Below are 24,012 nucleotides of genomic sequence, written 5' to 3' on the forward strand. Positions count from 1 at the left end.
TGTCCATTGTACCTCAAAAGTGATAATTAGTTGTCTTGCTTCTCATTTACCTGATAGATGATCTGGGAGAAACCAATTCTGCTTTGAGTATCAACTCCTTCCACAGTGACTTGAATTCTGTTAGGTCGATCGGCATTGTAAAAAGAGATTTCTGCTTCACCCTTTTCATCAGTTACGACATTAGCTTGCCAGAATAAAGTCGTTCTCAGGTCAGGAACAGGATCGTTTCTTTGTTTTTTAGTGATGTATTTTGGAGCGTAGAATTCTCTGGTATAGTCTTCAAAGGGTTTGATAACCCTATGCTTTCTAAAGGTGGGTTTGTAAATGATTTCTTCTTTTTCAGTGTAAATCATTAGTTGAGATAATTCGAAATCAGAGTCACTTCGTTTGTAAGAGATTGCCTTCAAGTTTGAAAAGTCAATAGCATCTAATGTTTTACCTACTTGAAAGTCATATGGAGGAGTAGTATATTTTATAAAAGGGATTTTTTCACAATTGATAAAAACTTCAATCGGAACCTCAAATTTAAAACCTAGACTCCCTGAGCCGGCTCTTCTTGTATTTGATGAAATTAGAACGTCTTCGGCTGCAATTCCACTACCTATTCTGCTCATTGCTCTCAGATCGCCTATTCTGTTAATCGTCCTATCAAACATCAAGATTTGATTTCTAATGCTATTGTTGCTTAGGTCCAGTTCATCGACAAGCTTGGTTTTCCATGGTTTTTCAAATTGAAAGTCCGCGATTTTGCAAGTTCCAAAATCAAGGCTGTTAGATTCCACTGTCACACTATTGAGCAAGAGTACGTTGTTAAATCGATCTTCCGCCAGTTTGTACTGAGGGTAGTATAACTTGTCTTTGATGAGCTTGTCCTTGAATTTGGAAGTTAAAGTCTTGAATAGATCAATTGATGCGATCCTTGAACTGTCATTTAACTGAATACTGAATCTGTCCTTTTTGTTTTTGGTTACACTACTGATCAATATAGAGTCTCCTTTGTACTTTAGAAACGAGGAGGGAATTTCGAAGGTTTTGTCCTTATCAAAGGCGAAGCTTTCGATATTAAAGGTTTGCAGGTCCATAACGTTGATGGGCTTGTCGCCAATTTTCTTTCGCTTGTTGTTGTTAAATAGAATGGACCCGGAAATAGCCTCAGGGTCATCAAACCTGCTTGGAACAAGTTTGCGCCAGCCGTTAGTAAGGGTTACTAGGTTTAAGGCCTCCATGGCCTTTGGCGCGTCAGAGAAATAGAAATTAGGGGTGGGAATGTGACCTACCAGTTCAGAAGTGAGTAGCATATGCGTCATCAGGTTGGGTGTATCGTCTGCTGGCCCTCTGGTTCGATCAAAATCAATAGCCGAAAAGGAGAAGTTTGATTTGACCGGGTTTCCATTTCGATCACTAGCCTCGATTTTCACTTTTACTTCTTCTCGCGGCCCGTAACTAGCCTTATCAAAAGTGAGTTTGAAGTCTATCTCTTTATCGCCATGATGAAAAAATAGTCTTTCGGCCAAGGGTTCACCCTCTTTGGTATACAGAGTAGCACGGGCTAAACCTGAGGCGAGGAGTTCGGTAGGTAATTCCAGGAATTGCCTATGGTCCAGCTTTACATTGAGCCTGATTAGCGGATTGCTAAACTGATTTAGTTCCAACACAAAGTCAGTTCCCCTAGCACCGGAAGAAGGTATAAGTCTGATGAGTTCTTTTGTTTCTGGCTGCTTGACTAAGCTTATGGCTACACCTTGTTCTTTGGCAATCGGTAACTTGTAAAGCCCTTCTAGCTGAAAAGGGGAAATAATCTGAGCTTGAAGTTCTTGCGATCCTGGTATCAACGAAAACTGGCCCATACCCTTATAATAGCTAGAGACAGTATCAACGATTTCTCCTTGCATTGTTTTGATGACCATGGTAATGTCGATCGTTTCTTGAGGGCCAGACATCGCTTTAAAAGCGAGATTATTGGCGACCCCTTGTATGAGGTGGCCACCCTCTGGAAAGAATTGAAGGTCTATCGGTTGCTGTTCAACTTCAATAGGCAGGGTGAGGTTAATCGCTCGAGTCAGAGATTTATCTTCACTGCTTATGAGAATCCTAGGGTCAGATAGGCCGAGTGGGAACTTATCCAATTCGAATGCTAACTTTCCTTCCTCATCAGTTCTCATTCTACCGGTTTTTTCAAGGCCATTTGAAGAAACCAATTCATACTTTAAACGAAGCTTAGCTGAGGGCTTGTTCCGGTTGATCATCGATGTGATGTCGAGCTTCAGTACCCTTTCAGCAATTGTTATTGGCTCAATTTGATTTGCAGTTACTAGTACTTCATCCACAAGTTCTGAGCGCACATAAAACCGCTTTGTGAATGCCGTGTCGGCTGAAGCTCCGATCATTTGCCCGCTGAAGGCAAGCAATACATACTGTCCTTCCTCCCTCGGAGCTAGCAACCAGCCCTCAGCAGTACCTTCAATGATTTGCCATGAAGATTCATGTAGTTTTTCTCCTTGATTGGTGCCAAGCCCTAGTTTAAATGAGATACTCTGATCAGACAGTTTATTGGTTTCATCAAAAACATAAGATTTAAACCAGATAGTGTCATTGGGTGCATAAATGTTCTTGTCCGTGGAGAGGTAACTTTTTTCTATCACCTGAGCTTCGATGTCCTGTGGGAGAAACAAGCGTAAAACAAGAGCAAACCAGAAAAAGCTTGTTCTATAGGGGGGCAATATAATTTTGAGGCTCAATGGTCGAAGTTGTGAGATCTAATCTATGAACCTCTTTAAAGGAAAAATATTGTCAAAATTATACTATTAATTAAAACATCATCTTCGATCTAAAAATACAAGGTTGTTTCACGCAATTCACTAGAAGTTAATCCCGATAAAGTGCCACTGATGTAGAATGGTCACATAGACGCCAGCAGAGAATAGATATATACTAAGATAGATTCTTGAGCCGATCGTTCCTTCGTACGCTTTCCAACATTTGAAAAGTCTGTACGTCATGATCAACAGAATTACAGGGAATAGAAAGCTTCCGAGCTGTAAAGTGAGAATCTGATTAGGGACACCAAAAATTAAGTCTTCACCTATTCTCAGTAGTTTAATAAACATTATAGCATTTATGAGTGTCAGCAATGTAAATGTTAGAAAGGTGAGCCTTGTTGAGAGGTTTAGCAATTTACCCCTCATGAATTGCGGTTTTGATCTTCTGACCAACCAGACGACTAGCCAACCAAAGGGAAACAAAAGGAAGCTCAAGTTGAACAATGGGAATATCGCGGCATATTCATTGATAAAATGAACGGTCCGATACCATGGTACTTTTTCTAAGGTCAACGGAATTCTGAATCCACCGACTTCAATATTTCGGTGAAGTTTCTGAATCGACCCATTGACCTCTTCATAGACCAGATAGAGGTCTGGTTGAGTGGTGTTTTGAAAGGTGAATTTGTCTATGGGCTGATAGTATTGCCATCGACCATTTTGAAATAATCGCAGTAAGCTATCTGAATCATTGTAAACAGTAATACTGCCCAATATCAAGCCAAATAGATCTTCAATAGTATTCCGGTTGTATCTATTGGCTCGAAAGTCCCCAGCAAAAGGAGAAAGGTCTGGCAATGTTATGGTTGGTTCGAAATCCTTACTAAGTGCTGGAAAGAATCGGTCTTTGAAAGCTTTAGTGAAGGATTCAAGGAAGTTGTCTGTTTCTGTATTCACGGCAACGAAGATTCCAAAGTCGTACTGAGGGAACAGCACTAGATAGGCTAGAAACCCTGGAATATTGCCCGCCTTGCCTACTCCAAAATGGCCATTAAAACTTTGTATTTCAGTACCATATCCATGACCTTTGAGCAAAGGGTTTGCGGAGAACTGTTCCTGCTTAAGGAGTTGATAGCTTTCTTTATTGAGTAATCTTTCGTCTTCGGCTAGCAGTGAGCGGACTAATTTGACCAGGTCTTTGCCAGTTGCCGAAATACTTCCAGCAGGCACAACATGCCTGGGAAATGATCTCACTTTCTTATGGATATTACCTGTTTGATGACCAGCGGCAAAACTTCCGTCAGTTGACTCGGCTATTTCGTATGTCGCAGAATTGAGGTTTAGTACATCCAGTACCTCCTTCTGAATATAATGTTTGAATTCCTGTCCGCTGCTGAGTTCCACCAAGTGGCCTGCTAAACCGAAGCCGTAATTTGAATAACTGATTTCACTCCCCGGAGCCGTGTAAAGCGATGGAATTCTACGTTTAAGATGTTCAGTGAGTGGTTCTATCGTCTCGATGCTCGATGTCCCATAACCAATGATGCGCTCATTAAATCCTGCCGTATGGGTAAGTAAATGATGAAGAGTCACATTGTCATTGCCTGGGCCTGTTAGTTGAAATTCACTCAGATAATCATTGACACTTCGGTGCAGATCCAATCTTTTGGCCTCGACTTCTTTAAGTACTGCAATTGTTGTGAGGAGTTTTCCGACTGAGCCTAGTTGGAAGCGTGTATTTTCAAAATCCACAGGTTTTGTGGTGCTGATATCGGCAAGTCCATAGGCCCGACCATGTACCAACTTTCCGCCTTGAATAATGCCCACAATTCCGCCAGGCACGAGTCGATCGGCAATTCCCTGTTCAAAGAGTGAATCAATAAAGTCAGGCATGCTAGCGGTATCTGGCTCAAACCTTTGTCCAAATGATTGAAAGACTAGGAAGAACCCACAGATACCGATCAAATAGGTTTTCATAATAACGCTTTCACAATTTTACTATGTCGAAATACAACTAGATGGATTTTTTGGCTTCTGTTTTACCGGAATTACAATTTGGGCAAAACTTATTCGAATTGTTTGCGGTATTGGCTTGGAGTTGTTCCTGTATTTTTTCGGAATGAAGCATTAAAGGCAGAAGTGGATTTAAACCCAGCTTGTTTCCCGATGAACTCTAACGTTAATCGATGGTTGCTCTGGTCTTGGAGAAGGTCCTTTGCCTTATTTACCCTCCATTGACCAATGAAGTCACTGTAGCTCAAACCCAATTGATTGTTGATGGATTGAGAAATATAATTAGCCGGAATCTGTAGCGCTGTAGAAAGAGACTGTAGTGAAAGCGATGAGTCTGTGAAGAGACTTTCATCAAGAAAGATTTGCTTAACCTTAGTCAGAATTTCCTTTTCCTGACTTTTGGAGAGCCCAGAGGAGGCATATTTTCTATCGCTATTGCCATCAAAGAAAGATTCTCTAGAGATGAACTTTATGGTGAGATAAACTAATACGGCACTCATCAAGATCGTATTGATAATACCCGTGTACAAGTCGAACCTGAAAAAGTAGCGATAGATATCACCTAACCACATAAACCCGAATAGGAGTATCATGGCCAATAAGGGACGGAAATAGTTGTTTTTAAGGTTGTCCTGAAAATCCTGCTTGTTGATCCAGAGTAAACGAATCACAAAGAACAGATAGACCCCTTGTTGAAGACGTCTGGCGCCTCCAAATATTAGCGAATCTGTATGAACTCCTTCGTACATCATATTCAGGTAGTCAATTTTGGTAGAACTGTTGGCTGAAAAGAGAGGAATGAAGTAGAGTAAAGTGATTAACGCAGGTATAAAATGAAGTAAGTCTCGCCTGCCGAAATTAATCTCGCTCTTATAATAATAGTAAAGGGCAAGGTATAGAGCTGGCCCAAATGACATTACAAGAAAGGTGTTAATCCTTAACAGGTGCGGAAAGTCAAAGATACTTTGAGTCTGATAAAGCAGCCCATATAGAATCTCTACTGCCATGATGATCAGAACCATCAGGAAGAAGATACGAGTTATAGACCTTCGCTGACTGCTCTTTAAAAGAGCAGCTGTTAATAAGAGCGACTGCCCAAAACCAAAAGCAAATAGGTAACTGAAATAACTACTGTTTATTTCCATACTGATAACTAAGATACGATAAAACATTACCGAAATGTTCTATCGATTCTAGCTGTTCTTTCTCAACCTGACTACCTTTCATTCGTGCTAATAAAAGCCCAAAGACACCATTCAAACAGGATTGAATAGGGCTTGAAACGAGTCCTTCAGAAGCGAGAATATTTTCTCTTATGGCAGGTCTGGCGGCATTAAAAAGTGCCTGGTAGTCATGATCATTGGCAAGTAGTTTAAGACTTAAATCACTCAGTCTTTGAACTTCATCTTGAACATAAGAGAGGTGGCCTTCTTTTTCAAGTCCCTCTACTCTCATTTCATCAATCACCTGACTGTACCAATCTAGAATCTCCATTTTTGTTTCCTGGCTCATTTTCGCATCTGGGATATTGCCAAAAACATGCACCTTGATTTTTTCGATGTCAAATTCAAAGTTCCTAACCAAGAGTTCGGTCTGATACATGTAGATGATGTACTCCGAAATGTTTGCCTTCTTTTTCTTGTCTGCCAATAACATAGCCGCAAAATTAAAGGTTATCCCTTCAAAGCAAATGATCCACTTTTTTCTATTTTTGCAGTTCTTTAAGAAAGCATGGAGAGAATACGGAATTTCTGCATTATCGCACACATTGATCATGGCAAGAGTACCTTGGCAGACAGGCTGTTACAACAGACTGGTGCTGTGAGTGATCGCGATATGCAAAATCAGCTATTAGATGATATGGACCTGGAGCGAGAGCGTGGAATTACGATCAAATCGCACGCGATCCAGATGAACTATAAATACAAAGGAGAGGAGTATACACTTAACTTGATTGATACTCCAGGTCATGTGGATTTTTCCTATGAAGTATCCCGATCGATAGCAGCCTGTGAAGGAGCCCTGCTGATTGTTGATGCTTCTCAAGGTGTTGAAGCTCAGACAATTTCGAACCTTTATTTAGCACTGGAGCATGACTTGGAAATTATACCAGTGCTCAACAAGATTGACTTGCCTGGGGCTATGCCCGAAGAAATGACTGACCAAGTGGTTGAGCTTTTGGGTTGTGATCCAGAGGACGTGATTCACGCCAGTGGAAAAGAGGGGATTGGTATAGAAGACATTCTGGAAGCCATCATAGAGAAAGTGCCAGCCCCTAAAGGTGATCCAAATGAGCCATTGCAGGCCATGATTTTCGATTCAGTATTTAATTCATATCGTGGCATTGAGGTTATTTTCCGTGTTTTTAATGGCAGTATCAAAAAAGGTGACCGAATTAAGTTTGTTAATACTGGCAAGACATATAATGCCGATGAGATCGGCATTCTAAGGCTAAACCAAGACCCACAAGAAGAGATTAGCGCTGGTAATGTAGGCTACTTGATCTCTGGAATCAAGGTAGCCAAAGAAGTGAAAGTGGGTGATACTATTACCCATGTAGAAAACCCGACTCAGGAATTAATCAAGGGTTTTGAGGATGTAAAACCGATGGTTTTTGCGGGTATCTATCCTGTTGAGACCTCTGAATTTGAAGAACTTCGGGCCTCCATGGAAAAGCTTCAGCTTAATGATGCTTCACTCGTTTGGGAACCTGAAACTTCAGCGGCTTTAGGTTTTGGTTTTAGATGTGGGTTCTTAGGAATGCTACACCTGGAAATTGTGCAAGAGAGGCTAGAACGTGAGTTCGATATGACTGTGATTACAACTGTCCCTTCGGTGCAGTTTCATGCGATTATGACTGATGGTTCATTGCAATTGGTGAATGCTCCTTCGGAGCTTCCGGAAGCCAATATTACACAGCATTTAGAGGAACCATTTATACGGGCCCAGATCATTTCTAAAGCCGAATATGTGGGGCCAATAATCAGCCTTTGTATTGATAAAAGAGGTCAGATTTCTAATCAAGTTTACTTGACATCTGATCGCGTGGAATTGACCTTCGAAATGCCTTTGGCCGAGATCGTTTTTGATTTCTTTGATAAGCTAAAAACTATCTCCAGAGGTTACGCTTCTTTAGACTATGAACTGATTGGATTTAGGCAGTCAAACTTGGTCAAATTAGACATCCAATTGAATGGTGAAAAAGTTGATGCATTATCGGCTATCGTACACCGTGATAAGGCCTATGACTGGGGTAAAAGACTGTGTGAAAAACTAAGAGAGCTTCTACCTAGACAGATGTTCGAAATTGCTATTCAGGCCTCTATTGGCACAAAAATCATAGCACGTGAGACGGTAAAAGCACTCAGAAAGAATGTTTTGGCCAAGTGCTATGGAGGTGATATCACGCGTAAGCGAAAGTTGCTTGAAAAGCAGAAAAAAGGTAAGAAAAGAATGCGCCAGGTGGGTAATGTGGAGATACCACAGGAGGCCTTCATGGCAGTGTTAAAATTGGACTAATATGGCATATCAATTACTCGATGGAAAAGCTACTGCTCAGTCTATAAAGGATGAGCTTTCTGATAAGGTTGAAGAAATCAAATCTCAAGGTGGTAGAGTGCCTCACCTTGCTGCAGTTTTAGTGGGCGAAGACGGGGCTAGTAGAACCTATGTAAATGCCAAGGTTAAAGCTTGTGAGAGAATAGGGTTCGGTTCTACATTAATCCATTTACCTGAAGAGACTTCAGAGGAAGAGGTACTAGCGACCGTTGATCGGTTGAATAACGATCCTGAAATTGATGGTTTCATCGTGCAAGTACCATTGCCAAAGCAGATTGATGAGCATAAAGTGGTCGAAGCCATTTTACCAGAGAAAGATGTGGATGGTTTTCATCCGTCAAATCTCGGAAAGATGCTACTGGACTTACCAACGCTTTTGCCTGCTACTCCAAAAGGTATGATGCTCTTGATGGAGCGAAATGGAATTGAGACTTCAGGTAAGCATTGTGTTGTGATAGGGAGAAGCCACACGGTTGGAACACCTATCAGCGTTTTGATGTCGAGAAATTCCAATCCGGGTAATGCAACGGTAACCCTTTGTCACAGTAGAACTCAAAACTTAAAAGAAATTTGTGCGTCTGCCGATATTCTTATTGTGGCCATTGGTCGCGAAGGATTTGTCACTGCAGATATGGTGAAAGAAGGAGCAATCGTAATTGATGTGGGAATTCATAGAGTTCCTTCTGATAAGACTAAATCTGGTTTTAAGTTAAAAGGGGATGTCAGATTTGATGAGGTTGCACCCAAGTGTAGTCATATAACTCCGGTGCCCGGGGGAGTTGGTCCAATGACCATAGCTTCTTTACTTTGGAATACATACTTGGCCAATCAAAAGTTGGTTTAAACCGATAGCAGTTTCAACACCTGCTTTAAAAAATTGACTATGACAAAAGAAACCAATGGCCTTCCGGTGATGGAGGCATTCTATACCATTCAGGGAGAAGGACACTTCTCAGGGAATTCCGCTTACTTTATTAGACTTGGAGGCTGTGATGTCGGATGTGTCTGGTGCGATGTTAAGGATTCTTGGGACGCTTCTCAATGGCCGAAGCAATCTGTTGATGAGATTGTAAGTAATGCCAAAGAATATCCAACTAGGTTGGCAGTGGTGACAGGTGGTGAACCCTTGATGTACGACCTCGCCAAGTTGACCCATGAACTAAAAGTACAAGGACTACAGACTAATATTGAAACTTCAGGCGCCCACCCTTTAAGTGGTGACTGGAATTGGATATGTTTTTCTCCCAAGAAATTCATGAAACCGCGGGATGAGTTTTATCGAATGGCTGATGAGCTCAAGGTAGTGGTATACAACAAGAGTGATTTTGAATGGGCGGAGGAGCACGCAGCAAGAGTTAACCCTGATTGTTTACTCTACCTTCAACCCGAGTGGGATAAGCAGGAAGTTATACTCCCTCAGATAATAGACTATGTAAAAGACAACCCGCAGTGGAAAATTTCGCTACAAACACATAAGTTTATGAATATTCCATAGTGTTGCGATCGGTTATAGCCCTTGTTTTAGTTCTTTTTATTCAAAGCCTATCGGCTCAATCTCTACATTCTAAAAAAAAGAAGGCCATTGAGAGCTTTAATCGCGCTAGGGAACTTAGTACGATAGGTAATCTGTATGAGTCCGAGCAATTGTTGCTTTCCGCTCTAAAAAGGGATAAGAGTTTTGATGAGGCTGTATTGTTACTCCATCAGGTATATCTAAGGCGTGATAAAATTGCAAAGTCAGAGGAAGTATTGCAGAAATATCAGTCTGAACTAGATCAAGAATTCATTAATAGAATATTTTCCGATCAATCCAATTACCAGTATGAGTTGGGGAATTATGAGAAGGCTCGAACATTAATTGAGTCCATTGAAGGACAAGTATATGGATTGCCGATTGCAGTCATATCAAAATTGAAGGAGTCTGTCCAGTTTTCGTTGAGTCAAGTGAGTGACCCAATGTCAATTGATTTTCAAGAGTTGCCTCAACCACTGAATCAATTTGATCGTCAATACTTTCCCTCCATTACACTTGCCGAGCAACTTGTATTTACAGTTAGGGAAGACAGAGGGAATGGAGGGGAGAATCTTTACTCGAGCACCTTTATTAATGGCAAGTGGACCAAACCAAAGTCAATTTCTTCAAGAATCAATACAGATAGAAACGAAGGTGCAGCGTCAATTTCATTGGATGGAAATACCTTGGTCTTTACAGCATGTAATGTCCCGGGTAATATAGGCAGTTGTGATTTATATATTAGTTACCTCGAGGAGGGGGAGTGGGCAGCGCCAGAAATACTCGGGTCTGAAGTAAATAGTCGAGATTGGGACTCGCAGCCTTCGTTGAGTAGAGATGGGACTACCCTCTATTTCGTAAGTAAACGAGCGGGTGGAATTGGTGGGTCTGATATTTGGATGAGCCAGCGTATCGACCAGGATTGGACTAGGGCAGAGAATCTAGGGCCCAAAATCAATACGGTTTACGATGATGTATCCCCATATATATATGCGGATAATAGTTCTTTGTTTTTTGCCTCTAAGGGAAGAGTTGGTATGGGTGGCTTGGACCTCTTTGTTTCCAATCATGACGGTAACTCTTGGAGTGAACCAGAGAATTTAGGCTACCCGATCAATGATGCTTTTGATCAGGTGGGTTACAGTATTAGTCCACAAGGCTGGGCCTATTACAGTTCATCAGACCAGAGTGGTAAGATTAGATTAAATAGGTTTCGAGTCCCTGAAGAAGTTCTAGCTTCCCACCAGGTGGAGATTATCGAAATTATGGTGGTTAATAAGGTCACTGGTCAGTCAATCCCTGATGCAAATGTTTTTATGGATAGAAACCTGAGTGATGGAAGGGCAAAAGAGTTTCTGATCTCAAAAGTAGGCAATGGAGTATTCAGGTTTCTTGATTCAAAAGACTCCGTCTTCTTGAATACCCGGGCAGAAGGTTTCCTGACTAAGATTACTGATCTTAAAGAGTTAAAGAATTCATCAGCCAGGAAGATAACCCTGGAGCCGATAGATGAAGGTGAATTGATAGAGTTTGGAATGATCAATTTTGACTTCGGAAGTTCTCAAATCAAAACTTCCAGTCATGCGGTTCTAGATGCCGTTGTAACTACTATTTTCAATAACCCTCAGTTAATCATTGAGATCGGTGGACATACTGATAAAATTGGAGAAGGAATTGACAATATGACGCTTTCAGTGGAAAGGGCTAAGGCGGTTTATCTCTATTTACTTAAAAAAGGTGTTGCCAAAGAAAATTTGGTTTTTAAAGGATATGGAGAAGAACGTCCGTTAAAGAATGAAAATGGCGCAATCGATAGTCAAAAGAATAGAAGGATCGAATTTAAGGTCATCAGATTCTAAAAATAATGCAACCATCTGACTTAATATTAACGTAACATAGGCCTTTTACGAGCTTGTACGAAAAAAGTTTGGGGTTAGGCTTGTATTTGACGTGCATTTCACACTACGGATTTCCTCAAAATTGGTTTACCCTTACTCAACCAAACAAAATTCTTAAATACGCAGAAAAACCGTTTAAACACATAAAAAAGGACATTCAGAGGTGTTCTGATGTCATCAAATTTATTTGGCAATTGTTATTAAATGATGACATTTTATTTTATGTTTGACTTTCTAAACAAATTAATTATTCATCAATTAAACTAAAACGAAAGCAAAATGAAGAGAATTTTACTGACTCTTGTCATGCTCGTGTTTGCGGTTTTAACAACCTCAGCACTAGCCCAGAACAGGACAGTATCTGGTAAAGTGACTGGTTCAGATGATGGACTGCCACTTCCTCAGGTATCTATCTTTTTGAAGGGTACTACGCAAGGTGTACCTACAAATGCTGACGGAACTTACTCTATAAGTGTTCCTTCCAGTGGTGGTACTCTAGTGTACCGTTTCCTAGGTTATGTTACTCAAGAGGTTGCAATTGGCAATCAATCTGTGATTAATATAACGCTAGTACCAGATGCTACTTCACTTGGTGAGGTGGTTGTAACGGGTGTTGCTGCTGCAACGCCAGAGAAAAAGCTTGCATTCTCTGTGAGTAAAGTGAAAGAGGATCTTATCCAACAGGTTCCTCAAGCTAATGCTGGTTCTGCCGTAAGAGGTAAGGTTGCTGGTGTTAAGGTAAGACAAGGTGGTGCCCCACTTTCTAACCCTACTTTCCAAATTAGAGGTGCCAACCAGTTGAGAACTTCAAACAATCCTTTGATTGTTGTTGATGGTATCTTAATTGAAGGTGCTCTTTCTGATATCAATATGCAAGATGTTGAGAGTATCGAGGTATTGAAAGGTGCTTCTGCTGCTTCACTTTACGGTTCACGTGCTGCAAATGGTGTAGTTGCGATTAGAACACGTAGAGGTGATAAAGTAAATGGTATGAACTTCAGGTTCAGAAATGAGTTTGGTGCTGAGTCACTGTATAACTCAAGAGCTCCTGAGAAAACAGGTTCTCATCATTTCGAAATGAACCCTGATGGTTCTATTGTTACTGCAAGTGACCCTAACGGTTTTGCATTAGGACAAGATGATCCAGATTTGCTTCAGGATAACCCTTTCCCTAACGGTACTGTTGATCACTTAGATCAATTCTTTACAGGAACTAGTTTCTGGACTTCTTACCTTCAATTAACTTCAAATTACGGTTCTGGTAACATTGCTGTATCTTTTGAAAACACATTGACTGGTGGGGTTGTACCAATGAATGATGGTGCTCAGCGTCAGAATATTAGAGTTAACCTTGATCAGAACATTACTGATAAATTAAAACTTTCTGTAAGTACATTATATGGTATCAGAAAGAGAGATTTGAATTACACTGGTGGATTAGGTACTAGAGGTACTTTAAGAAACCTTTTCATGATGGATCCTTCTGCTGACTTGACTGAAGATAACTTTGATGGTACTCCTTACAGATGGAATGTTAACAAGTTCTCTAACTCAGAATCTAACCCACTTTATACTTTAAGTAGGTTGACTGACGATTTCAGACAAAACAGATTCTTGGCTAACATTAGATTGAATTATGAAATTGCGGATGGCTTAAATGCTGAGTATGCGATCTCTATGGATAGAAGTGATAACCATACTTTCACTTACCTTCCTAAGGGTCACTTAGACATTTCTGCTGGTAACAACCCAGGCTTGGGTCAGAGATCTGACTCTTTCAACGAGCAAACTGCTATTATCTCTACAACTACACTTTCGTATGTCAAAGCTTTTGGCGATTGGAACTTAAGGTCTAGAGTGTTCTATCAGTATGAGGACAACCAAACTGAAGGATGGGGTCTTTCTGCTCAGGATCAGCAAGCTAGTGGTATCAGGACTTATAACAACTTCTTGACTACTAACCCGCTTACTTCTAGTGAGTCTCAAATTACTGCTCATAACTTTGCAGGTGCAATCTCAGGTGATTACCAAAACAAGTACATTGCTGACCTTATCGTTAGATATGAAGGCGTGTCTCTATTTGGTGCAGACCAAAGATGGCAGACATTCTTCAGAGGTTCTTTCAACTATAGAATTTCTGAAGATGTAGATATTCCTGGTTTCCAAGAGCTTTCTATAAGAGGTTCTTACGGTACTTCAGGTAACAGACCTAACTTTGCAGACCAATATGAGCGTTTCAATGTAACTGCTGGTGCAATTAGTGCAAATGGTACTTTGGGTAACTCAAACTTGCAGAACTCAATTACTACTGAGTATGAAATCTCATTGAGAGCTGATTTCTTAGATAAATTCTCGGCTTTATTGTCTTACTCTAATCAGGTAACAGAAAAGCAAATCCTTACTGTGCCTATCTCTGGTGCCGCTTCTGGTGGCTTCAGTAGCCAAATTGCAAATGCTGGTACTGTTGAAGGTAACTCTATTGAGTTGACTTTGGATTACGAGGCAATTAAGACTGATAAAGTAGGATTGACTTTCGGGTTAGTATTTGACAGATTCCAAGGTGAGATCACTGAGTTCGACAGAAGAGACCAAGTTGTTGGTTTGAACATCTGGAGAGAGGGATCTAAAATTGGTGACATCTATGGTGAGCAGTATGCTCGTACTTTAGGAGAGCTCACTACTGATGCTAGCGGATTCGTACTGAACGATCCTTTCAGACAAGATGGTGTATTGGCTGATTACTCTGTTAATTCAGATGGCTTTGTTGTACACACAGCTTCTATCGGAACGGCTCAAGAGTCTGTTTTAAGAAAGACTGATGAAAATGGCGTTGTGTTGAATGACATCTTGTTAGGAAACGCTACTCCTGATTTCAACTTAGGTCTAAACACTACTTTCAGATACAAAGATCTTAGTGTTTATATGTTGTGGACGCACCAAAGCGGTGGTTTGATCTACAACCAAAGTAACCAGTGGTTATCTCGTGATTTGTTACACCCAATGTTTGATCAGGCTGGTGTAGCTGATGGTTCTAAGAAGACTACAGCATACTACTTGTCTATCTACAACGTTAACAGATCTAACGACTTCTATTTAGAAGATGCTACTAATACAAGACTTGCTGAGCTTGCTATTAACTATACTATCAATAAGAATGCTTTAGATAGAATGGGCTTAGGTAATATCTTCAAGTCAGCTAAACTGTCTGTGATTGGTAGAAACTTATTACTGTTCAGTGATTACACTGGCTTCGATCCTGAAGTAGGTAACTTGCAGGCTCCAGTTGATAACTTCAGTTATCCACTAGTGAGATCATTTACTGGATCTATCGATTTGACTTTCTAAGTTTTACTACAAAACAGAAAAAATAGAAACATGAAAAAATATAAATTATTTATTCTAGCAGCAGCTTTCACAACCTTTATCATGGGTTGTGAAGACTTGGAGGTGCAAAACCTCAATGCTCCTGATAGGGCGACTCTTTTGGCGAACCCTGCTGAGTATCCTGCGAGTATTAACGGTGCTTATACATCGTTCTGGCGTGCAATTCAGCTGAGTCAGCCAAACATGCCAATAAGTGTAATGGCACAGGGACCTTCAATGTCTTGGGGTAACTGGGGAGCTAGAGATATGGGTACTATCCCAAGAGCTGCTCTACAGAACAACTTGACTTATGGTAACAGAGGTACTTGGAGAAATCCTTGGAACAACCTTTATGCAACTTTGGGTCCTGTCAATAGTATTTTGTCTATCCTTGCGGATGATCCTACTATTGTGGTTCCTGATGGAACTGGTAATGACGTTACGCAACAGACAATAGCGAATGCTAAGGCTGTTCAAGGTTTAGCGTTAGGTTATTTATCTCTATTGTTTGACCAGGCGTATATCGTAGATGAGAACTCAGATCCATCTGCTCTAACATTTAGCGCTTATGGAGATGTTAATGATGCGGCTATCGCTAAGCTAGAAGAGGCTGTTGCATTGTTCTCTGGATCTAGCTTTGTAATGGACGGATGGTTCGGTTTGAGCTTTACTGGTGACGATGCTGCTGATATCTTAAGAGGTTTTATTGCTAAGTTCGAAATGGCTCAAGCTAGAAACTCTGGTGAGGCTGCTTCTGTTGATTGGAACAGAGTTTTGACTAATGCTACTGCTGCAGATGTTGGGTTATCTCCAATCGGTGACGCTGGTAACAACTGGTGGCACAGAATGCTTATCCAAGGCCAAGATGGTGGATGGATGAGAGTAAGCCAGAAGGTTATCAAATTGATGAACCCTACTAAGCCTGAAGCTGAAGTACCTTACCCATGGCCTGATGGTGTGAACACTTTCCCTGAAATTACCACACCAGATGACAACCGTGTAACTTCTGACTTTACTTATAGTGCGAGTGTTGATTTCTCAGCAGCTAGAGGTTATTACTTCTTCTCAAACTATGATTACAGTAGATATGAGTCTTTCAGAGCTGGTTTCACTGATCCTATGGATTTCTTGACTACTTCTGAGAACGACTTGATGCGTGCTGAGGCTCTTATCAGAACAGGTGGCAGCAAGACTGATGCAGCGAATATTATCAATAATACTCGTGTAACTAGAGGTGGACTCGCTCCACTTACTGGTGCGGAAAGTGATGCTGATTTATTGAATGCGATTACGTACGAGAGAATTGTTGAGTTTACTTGGCATGGATCATGTAACGTATGGTTCTTTAGAAGAATGGTAACTCCAGCAGGTAACACTGATGCGACTAACCTTTACTACCTAGAGCCAGCAACTGCTAGACACATGCCAGTGCCTGCAGATGAGCTTTCAATCTTCGGATTACCTTTCTATACGTTCGGTGGTAACCAGCCAGAACAATAGAAATCATATAATATAGTTTTAAAACCGTCCCGAAAGGGACGGTTTTCTTTTTTTAGACTATTTGGTCAATTTTGGAATTCAAGTTGAATTATGAATAGACTACATCTCCCAATTTTTCTTCTATTACTACTTTTCTGCACTACGTGCGAAGAAAAATCATCAATCGATACACGTTTTCAATTAGTTAATAGAAACTCTGGCTTCTCTTTTGAAAACATTATATCAGAAAGCAATGAGTTAAATGCATATCACTTCTTATATATCTACAATGGATCAGGAGTCGGTATAGGTGATTTTAATGGTGATGGGCTTCAGGATATCTTTATGGCTGGCAACATGGTGCCAAGTAAGCTCTTTCTGAATCAGGGAAGTTTTGACTTTACCGATATCACGTATAAATCAGGTATAGATACCAAAGCTTGGATACATGGCGTGACCATAGTGGATATAAATGACGATGGTTTCGAGGATATCTACTTGAGTATTGGTGGCTTGGAGAAAGACAGAGATACAAGGAATAAGCTTTATATAAACAATGGGGATCTCAGTTTTACCGAGTCTTCAGTTGAGTATGGTCTGGACGACCCAAGTTTAACAACACATAGTAGCTTCTTTGATTACGATAATGACGGAGACCTGGATGTTTTCATGATCAATTATGAGAATAATCCTGATAAGGATCCAAATGTAATTCGTCCGAAAACTTCTGGTGGTAAATCGAAGAGCAATGACAGGCTATACAAAAATGAGAATGGTAAGTTTATTGACGTCACTAATGAAGCAGGGATAGTTTATGAGGGTTATGGCTTGGGTATTAACATTGCTGACTTTAATGAAGATGGTTGGTTAGATGTATACGTGAGCAACGACTTTGTCTTCGATGATAACCTTTACATCAACAACCAAGACGGTACTTTTACGGACCAACTCTCAGCTTACTTTGCACATACCAGTAATTTTGGTATGGGTATCGACATGGCAGACCTTAACAATGACGCACTTCCTGACATCGTACAGGTAGATATGTTGCCCGAGGACAATCGAAGGCAAAAGAAATTACTCAGTGGCTTAAACTATGATAGGCAGCAAATTCTTATTGAGAGAGGTTATACTTCTCAATACATGAGGAACTCACTTCAATTGAATAGCCAGTCAGGAAGGTTCAAAGAAATTGGCACCTATGCCGGTATTCATACAACTGATTGGAGCTGGAGCCCTCTGGCGGCAGACTTTGATAATGATGGTTTGAAAGACGTCTTCATCACCAACGGTTACGTCAAAGATGTAACAGACATTGACTTTAGAGACTATATAGTCAGCGAGACACAAAAAGGACAAGGAAAGTCTCAGTCAGAGATAGTGGCGACTGCCTTGGAGAAGCTAGAAGGTGAGATGACTCCAAACTACGCTTTTCTGAATAGAGGTGAGCTGAAATTTGAGAACATTACTTCGGATTGGGGGCTAAGCCAACCGAGTTTCTCTACGGGTGCCGCTTATGCGGATCTTGATAATGACGGAGACTTAGACATTATTACGAGTAACCTCAATCAAGAGTCGTTCCTTTATGAGAACAGGACTATTCAGATGGATAGTACTTCTTTCTTGAGGGTAAGACTTACGGTTGATGGGAATACTACGAGGGCTGTTGGGGCCAGAGTAGAGCTCAAAGTAGCTGATCAATCTTTTGCTTCAGAGATTAGTGTAACCCGAGGCTTTCAGTCATCTATAGAGCCAGTTGCTCACTTTGGTCTGGGGAAAGTTTCATTAGTGGATACACTCAAAGTCATATGGCCTGATAATACTACCGAATCATTCACTAACATTGAGGTGAATCAAACGCTCGATATCGATAAAGCCGAAAGCTTAGTATTGAATTCAACCCCTAAGAGTAATACGGCACTTTTTGAACAGCGAGAAATTCAGTATAAACATGTCGAGTCCGGCTTTGTTGACTTCAAAAGGGAGGCTTTACTTCCACACAAACTTTCTACAGAAGGACCTGCTACTGCGTCAAGCGATGTCAATAATGATGGGAGAACAGACCTGCTAATAACTGGATCAGCCGGTTCACCTTCATTAATGTTTATTCAAACTCGAACGGGAGGCTTTGAACAGGTTGAACTAGAAGGCAGCACTGTACCAGAGGACACTGATGCCTTATTCTTTGATATCGACAATGACGGAGATCAAGACCTTTACATTGCCAGTGGAAGCAACGAATTTCCCGATGGTGATTCGCGCTATCAAGACCGACTTTACATTAACTCAGGAAACGGCAACTTTAAGTTAGACTTAAGCAGGTTACCTGAAGCACGTTTCAGCACTGCGAAAGTTGCCGCCAATGATTACGATAACGATGGAGATATTGACCTTTTCATAGCCGGCAGGCTCACACCTAGTCGTTACCCCATGCCAGGTACTGGTCAATTACTTGAAAATGAGAATGGGCAATTCAAAGACGTTATTGGTGAGAAAGCCCCGGAACTTCAGAAACTAGGCATGCTTAAAGACGCTACTTGGGCTGACTTAAATGGTGATGGTCAAAAAGAGCTAATTGTAACAGGAGAGTACCTTTCTATTGAAGTTTTTGAATGGAAACAGGGTGAGTTAAAGTCTATGAATGGCCTGAATGGATTAGCAGATTATTCAGGTTGGTGGAATAGTGTGGAAGTTGCAGATGTTGATGATGATGGCGATCTGGATATCATTGCTGGAAACTTGGGCTTAAACAGTCGCTACAAGGCGAGTGCTGACGAGCCGTTAACAGTCTATGCTTATGATTATGATCAGAACGGAAGGTTAGACCCGGTAATAGGCTACTTTGTCAATGGTAAGGAATATCTCATTCATGATTTGACCACCCTGGCACAACAAGTCAGCCTGATAAGGAAGAAGTTTACTTCTAATATCAGTTATGCCGAGGCGGAGAAAAAGGATGTTTTTGATCAGTCAGCTTATGATCAGGCCTATACCCTACGAGCTAAACACTTTGAGACTTCACTCTTTTTAAATGATGGAAATGGGAACTTTCAATTGAAAGAACTGCCTTATCAAGCCCAATTCTCATCAGTGCACGCTATTCAGGTTTTAGATGTGAATGAAGATGGTATTCTAGACATTATTTTAGGTGGCAATTCATCGGCTCCAGAAGTTTTTTCGGGTAATCAGGACGCCCAGGCATCCGTTTTACTTTTAGGAAAGGGGAATGCCGATTTTGAAGTAGTTGATGAAGTAGAGTCCGGTTTACTCTTTCAGGGTGATGTGACATCCCTTGAGGCTTTTGACTATAGAGGTGTCCCTCATTTGTTCGTGTTTAGGAATAATGATAAGGCACTTTCATTTGCCTTAAATGCACAAGGAACTTTGCCTGAAACGAAATAATAGCTGCAGACCTTTTGACTCTTAAAACAGACCTTTTTGATTCAATAGATTATATTTGCTGTCTAATCCATTAAAGAAATGATTGTTGTAACTGGTGCTGTTGGCTTTATTGGAAGTTGCCTTATCGAGAAGCTGAATGCTGAGGGCTTCAATGATATTGTTGCTGTTGATCTATTCGAGAATCAGGAAAAAAACAAGAATTTAACTGGGAAGAAACTTCTTCATAATATCAGTCGTGAGTCTTTCATTGATTGGTTGGATGAGAATGGTTCCAAAGTTGAGTTCATTTTCCACCTAGGAGCTAGAACTGACACTGCTGAGTTCGATACTGAGCTTTTAGACCGCCTTAATACTGACTATACCAAGAACGTTTGGAAGAAGTGTATTACACACCAAATACCATTGGTTTATGCATCGTCAGCAGCTACTTATGGTGATGGAGCCCATGGTTATAATGATTCACATGATCAGCCATTTCAGCTAGAACCACTAAACCCATATGGTGTTTCAAAAAATGAGTTTGATAAATGGGCCTTGAAACAGGAAACCCAACCCTTATTCTGGGCAGGATTAAAGTTCTTTAATGTCTATGGTCCAAATGAATATCATAAGGGAAGAATGGCTTCTGTGGTGTTTCATGCTTACAATCAGATAAAAAAGACAAATGGCATGAGATTGTTTAGATCTCATAATCCAGATTTCAAGAATGGTGAACAAATGCGTGATTTTGTTTACGTTAAAGATGTCGTTGAAGTCTGTTGTTTTTTGATGCATAACAGAAGGAATTCAGGTATTTATAATCTAGGGAGCGGGAAGGCGAGAACATTCTTAGATTTGACCAAGGCCGTATTTAAAGCCTTGGATGTGAAAGAGGATATCGACTTTATTGATACACCGGAAGACATTAGAGAGAAGTATCAATACTTTACAGAGGCAGACATGAGTAAACTAAAATCGATTGGTTATAATCGTGAGTTTACATCCCTCGAAGAGGGTATTGAGGATTATGTTGGAAACTACCTACAGGAAAATTTAAAGTATTAAGAGATGAGAGTATTATTGACACTTTTGTTGCTATGTTCAATGACACTTGTTCAGGCACAAAGTAATAAAGAGGCAGAGGCAGATAGTGTGGTCTTTTTTTATGCTAGCTTAAAGATGAGAGGCGGACTTAATGTAGTTTCACCAATTGATTCAGTATCTCTACCAAAAAAGGGCATTAAACAAGAGCTCTTTAAACTCAATGCAAGCAACAGACTCAGGTTTGTGAAATTTGCTCAGAAAGAATTGGGTGATCCCACACTTAGTGCAAAGATTAACAATAGAACAAATATATTAGAGGCTAATGGAGATTTGAGACAGCTAAAGTCTGATTTAGATAAGTTTCTCTCTCAAAATAAGGGTAATGTATATAACCTTCTGAATTTTATATTCACCAAACCAGGTGGTGAAAAAGCCTTAAAAAAGGAAACACGATATGAATAAGAACTTATTAATTGCATTTTTTGCTTCACTATTTTTGATTACTGCCTGTGGTCAAAGAACCAAGTATATCGAGTCAGATGTAATTGAGATTCAAGTTTGGGGAGATATTGACCCAGGAGAATGGATAGAAATTGACGGGCTGAGACTTGTTCACGCAAAGAATGACACCACTAATGGGGAGTGTGACTTAGAATATTTTCATGATTATGTAGCCGTTAACGAAGCAAATACTTCTGACGATCACTTTTTTCTACCTAGCACTAGGTATTACGTTTGTGTAGACGAAGGTCAGTTTACTGAGACACAAATCAGCCCAGGAGATCTGACGCAGAATTTGTTATCAGCGATGAATGATTTTGCCAAAATCGATGGAGCTTCTCTCCAATTGCCATACAAGAATGAGACTAATCTTTATCAGATGGCACAGGGTAAAATGAGAATTGTAAGGACGGATGGAAAGCCAATCAGAGTTTCTACCAGCTCAAATTATAAAGCTCAAATCAGCAAAGCCACCAAGTCGAATTAATGAGCAAATCAAAGAAGAGAGTATTTACATTTATCTCCCTTCTTGTACCAATACTCTTCTTTGTTCTATTAGAGTTGGTACTGAGGTTGGCGAACTATGGGGAAGAATACCCTCTCTTCATTGATGATACAGTTGATAGCAACTACCTAATACTAAACCCAGAAGTATCAAAAAGATATTTTCCGGTAGAAGAATTTGCCACCAAAGGTCAATATGACCTCTTCTTGAAAGAGAAACCTGAGAAAACACTAAGGGTAGTGGTACAAGGGGCTTCTACATCTGCTGGCTTTCCTTATCAGCACGGTGGCTCTTTCCCTAGGCTCCTTGAACAACGTCTTCAATACAGCTATCCGGATTATCATATTGAGATAATAAATACCAGCTTAGCAGCCACCAATAGCTTCACGATATTGGATTTTGTAGATGAGATTATCGAGCAGAAACCTGACGTCATTATTATATATAGTGGACACAATGAATATTATGGAGCTCTTGGAGTAGGATCTAGTCAGTCAATTGGCAAGACGGCAGCAGTCACAAACACCTACTTGAAGCTCAAAAATGTGAGGCTAGTTCAGTTAATAAGAAACTGGGTTAGGAAAGCATATATTCCTTCTGAAGATCCCAATAAGCAATCACTCATGGCTAAAATGGTACAGAATACAAGTATAGAACTTGGTTCTGAGGCCTACCAGGCAGGCTTAGACCAGTACGAGTTTAATATATCTCGCGTTCTTGCCAAGTATAAGGAGGCAGGTATCCCGGTATTCATTAGTAGTCTGGTGAGTAATCTAAAGGACTTTGAACCATTCGAGAGCGAGTATGCTTCTGGGCTATTTAAAGCAGGAAGAAAAGCCTTGGAAGCTGGAGATATTTCGGAAGCAAAAGCGAAGCTTATAGAAGCCAGAGACAATGACTTACTTAAGTTTAGAGCCCCATCTGGAGTTGAGGACCTAATCGGTCAGTTAGCCCAAGAACATGGTGCAGTACTAGTCGATTCTCGAAAGAAATTTGAATCAGAGAGTAAATTTGGGATTATTGGAAATGACTTATTGCTTGAGCATGTCCATGTGAACCTTTCGGGGGCTCGACTATTTGCTGATACTTTCTATGAGGCCCTAAAAGTATATTTAGATCAGAAGGGATGGGTTTCGTCTCCAAATTCGGATGAAGAATTTGATTATGTCATCTCCGAGGTAGATAGCCTTTTTGGAACCAAACTTGTCAAAAAATTAATGAACAATTGGCCATTTACGGATCAAGTTGTTACTGCAGAGCAGGTTGAAAACCCAACAGAGATTGATTTTCTTGTCAATGGGCAGATTCCATGGGTACAAGCCATGAATCAGGCTTACGTTAGACAGCTTAATACAGACCCAGCTGAGGCGCTTAAGACTGCCAAAGTCCTTGCCCAAGAATATCCTCATCAAGATCAACCAATAGTGATGGTTGCTGACGCCTATCTAAGACTGGGAAATCGGGCTGAGACGGAGGCTTTTTTATCATCGCTACCAAAAGAAAAAGTCACTATAGATTTAAAAAAGAAGAGACTGAGTAATTTGATCAGTTGGGGTGATTATGAGCTTGGAATTCAATTGGCTCAAGAGATCTTTGCTCAAGAAAGGCTTCCCCAAAATGAGTTTACAGTCAGAGCGCTTACGGATATATCAAAGGTCGACTTAGATAATTTGGACCGTCAAGACATCCAGTCGGAGCCGGATAAGTACATCAGTGCGTTGGGAGCGTTTCTATACATCAGAAACTTAGAGTCAGCTAAAAAGCTAAACACAGTTTTACTTGAGTTAATCCCTCAAAATGAGCAACTTAAGGCTATCAACAAGAACTTTGCACTTTGAAGGCATGAATAACCTTAGAGAACTATTAAGATTTATGGCCGCTAGAAAACGTCTCTGGCTGGCCCCAATCATTATCATCCTTCTGTTATTAGGAGTGCTAATCGTTTTTGTTGAGGGTTCGGCAATTGCACCATTTATCTATAGCATGTTCTAGGCTGCT

The 24,012-nt window shown here is 40.6% G+C and carries 16 protein-coding genes; 12 read left to right on the forward strand and 4 right to left on the reverse strand.

Annotated features, from left to right (window positions below; translation table 11 throughout):
- Positions 1-26: 26 nt before the first annotated feature.
- From BFP97_RS18505 to BFP97_RS18520, 4 genes are all read right to left on the reverse strand, one after another.
- Positions 27-2,642, reverse strand: coding sequence for a hypothetical protein (locus tag BFP97_RS18505; protein WP_221406618.1), 2,616 nt, complete (start codon positions 2,640-2,642; stop codon positions 27-29).
- A 216-nt stretch (positions 2,643-2,858) separates the two neighbouring features.
- Entirely contained in the window at positions 2,859-4,736 is a 1,878-nt protein-coding gene (locus BFP97_RS18510; protein ID WP_069843845.1) for a serine hydrolase domain-containing protein, read from the reverse strand.
- Positions 4,737-4,825: 89 nt separating this feature from the next.
- Positions 4,826-5,917, reverse strand: coding sequence for an AraC family transcriptional regulator (locus tag BFP97_RS18515; protein ID WP_069843846.1), 1,092 nt, complete (start codon positions 5,915-5,917; stop codon positions 4,826-4,828).
- Entirely contained in the window at positions 5,901-6,428 is a 528-nt protein-coding gene (locus BFP97_RS18520) for a DUF4924 family protein (protein WP_069843847.1), read from the reverse strand. Before BFP97_RS18520 ends, BFP97_RS18515 begins: the two co-directional genes overlap by 17 nt.
- Before the next feature lie 75 nt (positions 6,429-6,503).
- Here BFP97_RS18520 and lepA point away from each other — a divergent pair, with 75 nt between their 5' ends.
- The 12 genes from lepA (at position 6,504) to BFP97_RS20790 (ending at position 24,006) form a co-directional block, all read left to right on the forward strand.
- Entirely contained in the window at positions 6,504-8,291 is a 1,788-nt protein-coding gene (lepA, locus tag BFP97_RS18525; protein WP_069843848.1) for a translation elongation factor 4, read from the forward strand.
- Between the two features lies 1 nt (position 8,292).
- Positions 8,293-9,174, forward strand: a complete 882-nt coding sequence (folD, locus tag BFP97_RS18530) for a bifunctional methylenetetrahydrofolate dehydrogenase/methenyltetrahydrofolate cyclohydrolase FolD (protein WP_069843849.1) — start codon at positions 8,293-8,295, stop codon at positions 9,172-9,174.
- A gap of 39 nt (positions 9,175-9,213) precedes the next feature.
- Positions 9,214-9,825, forward strand: a complete 612-nt coding sequence (locus BFP97_RS18535; protein WP_069843850.1) for a 7-carboxy-7-deazaguanine synthase QueE — start codon at positions 9,214-9,216, stop codon at positions 9,823-9,825.
- Positions 9,826-9,827: 2 nt separating this feature from the next.
- Positions 9,828-11,702, forward strand: a complete 1,875-nt coding sequence (locus BFP97_RS18540) for an OmpA family protein (RefSeq protein ID WP_069843851.1) — start codon at positions 9,828-9,830, stop codon at positions 11,700-11,702.
- A gap of 318 nt (positions 11,703-12,020) precedes the next feature.
- Entirely contained in the window at positions 12,021-15,086 is a 3,066-nt protein-coding gene (locus tag BFP97_RS18545; protein WP_069843852.1) for a SusC/RagA family TonB-linked outer membrane protein, read from the forward strand.
- 30 nt (positions 15,087-15,116) lie between these two features.
- Complete coding sequence (locus BFP97_RS18550) at positions 15,117-16,604, forward strand: RagB/SusD family nutrient uptake outer membrane protein (protein ID WP_069843853.1); 1,488 nt, start codon at positions 15,117-15,119, stop codon at positions 16,602-16,604.
- A gap of 90 nt (positions 16,605-16,694) precedes the next feature.
- Positions 16,695-19,985, forward strand: a complete 3,291-nt coding sequence (locus tag BFP97_RS18555) for a VCBS repeat-containing protein (RefSeq protein WP_069843854.1) — start codon at positions 16,695-16,697, stop codon at positions 19,983-19,985.
- A gap of 78 nt (positions 19,986-20,063) precedes the next feature.
- Positions 20,064-21,029 (forward strand): ADP-glyceromanno-heptose 6-epimerase, encoded by a 966-nt coding sequence (gene rfaD, locus BFP97_RS18560; protein WP_069843855.1) that lies wholly within the window; start codon positions 20,064-20,066, stop codon positions 21,027-21,029.
- A gap of 3 nt (positions 21,030-21,032) precedes the next feature.
- Positions 21,033-21,470 (forward strand): hypothetical protein, encoded by a 438-nt coding sequence (locus tag BFP97_RS18565; RefSeq protein WP_139135374.1) that lies wholly within the window; start codon positions 21,033-21,035, stop codon positions 21,468-21,470.
- Entirely contained in the window at positions 21,463-21,996 is a 534-nt protein-coding gene (locus tag BFP97_RS18570; protein WP_069843857.1) for a hypothetical protein, read from the forward strand. Before BFP97_RS18565 ends, BFP97_RS18570 begins: the two co-directional genes overlap by 8 nt.
- Positions 21,996-23,852: a hypothetical protein gene (locus BFP97_RS18575; protein ID WP_069843858.1), complete on the forward strand. Its 1,857-nt coding sequence runs from the start codon at positions 21,996-21,998 to the stop codon at positions 23,850-23,852. Before BFP97_RS18570 ends, BFP97_RS18575 begins: the two co-directional genes overlap by 1 nt.
- Before the next feature lie 4 nt (positions 23,853-23,856).
- Complete coding sequence (locus BFP97_RS20790; RefSeq protein ID WP_170827510.1) at positions 23,857-24,006, forward strand: DUF5989 family protein; 150 nt, start codon at positions 23,857-23,859, stop codon at positions 24,004-24,006.
- Positions 24,007-24,012 lie beyond the last annotated feature (6 nt).

This window comes from Roseivirga sp. 4D4 (genome assembly GCF_001747095.1).
In the GTDB taxonomy this organism is placed as follows: domain Bacteria; phylum Bacteroidota; class Bacteroidia; order Cytophagales; family Cyclobacteriaceae; genus Roseivirga.

Bases quoted from the DNA above. Each gene is read 5' to 3' on its own strand.
- BFP97_RS18575 (WP_069843858.1), top strand. From the start codon at position 21,996: ATGAGCAAATCAAAGAAGAGAGTATTTACATTTATCTCCCTTCTTGTA.
- BFP97_RS18545 (WP_069843852.1), top strand. From the start codon at position 12,021: ATGAAGAGAATTTTACTGACTCTTGTCATGCTCGTGTTTGCGGTTTTA.
- BFP97_RS18565 (WP_139135374.1), top strand. From the start codon at position 21,033: ATGAGAGTATTATTGACACTTTTGTTGCTATGTTCAATGACACTTGTT.
- BFP97_RS18550 (WP_069843853.1), top strand. From the start codon at position 15,117: ATGAAAAAATATAAATTATTTATTCTAGCAGCAGCTTTCACAACCTTT.
- lepA (WP_069843848.1), top strand. From the start codon at position 6,504: ATGGAGAGAATACGGAATTTCTGCATTATCGCACACATTGATCATGGC.
- folD (WP_069843849.1), top strand. From the start codon at position 8,293: ATGGCATATCAATTACTCGATGGAAAAGCTACTGCTCAGTCTATAAAG.
- rfaD (WP_069843855.1), top strand. From the start codon at position 20,064: ATGATTGTTGTAACTGGTGCTGTTGGCTTTATTGGAAGTTGCCTTATC.
- BFP97_RS18570 (WP_069843857.1), top strand. From the start codon at position 21,463: ATGAATAAGAACTTATTAATTGCATTTTTTGCTTCACTATTTTTGATT.
- BFP97_RS18555 (WP_069843854.1), top strand. From the start codon at position 16,695: ATGAATAGACTACATCTCCCAATTTTTCTTCTATTACTACTTTTCTGC.
- BFP97_RS18515 (WP_069843846.1), bottom strand. From the start codon at position 5,917: ATGGAAATAAACAGTAGTTATTTCAGTTACCTATTTGCTTTTGGTTTT.
- BFP97_RS18520 (WP_069843847.1), bottom strand. From the start codon at position 6,428: ATGTTATTGGCAGACAAGAAAAAGAAGGCAAACATTTCGGAGTACATC.
- BFP97_RS18510 (WP_069843845.1), bottom strand. From the start codon at position 4,736: ATGAAAACCTATTTGATCGGTATCTGTGGGTTCTTCCTAGTCTTTCAA.
- BFP97_RS20790 (WP_170827510.1), top strand. From the start codon at position 23,857: ATGAATAACCTTAGAGAACTATTAAGATTTATGGCCGCTAGAAAACGT.
- BFP97_RS18535 (WP_069843850.1), top strand. From the start codon at position 9,214: ATGACAAAAGAAACCAATGGCCTTCCGGTGATGGAGGCATTCTATACC.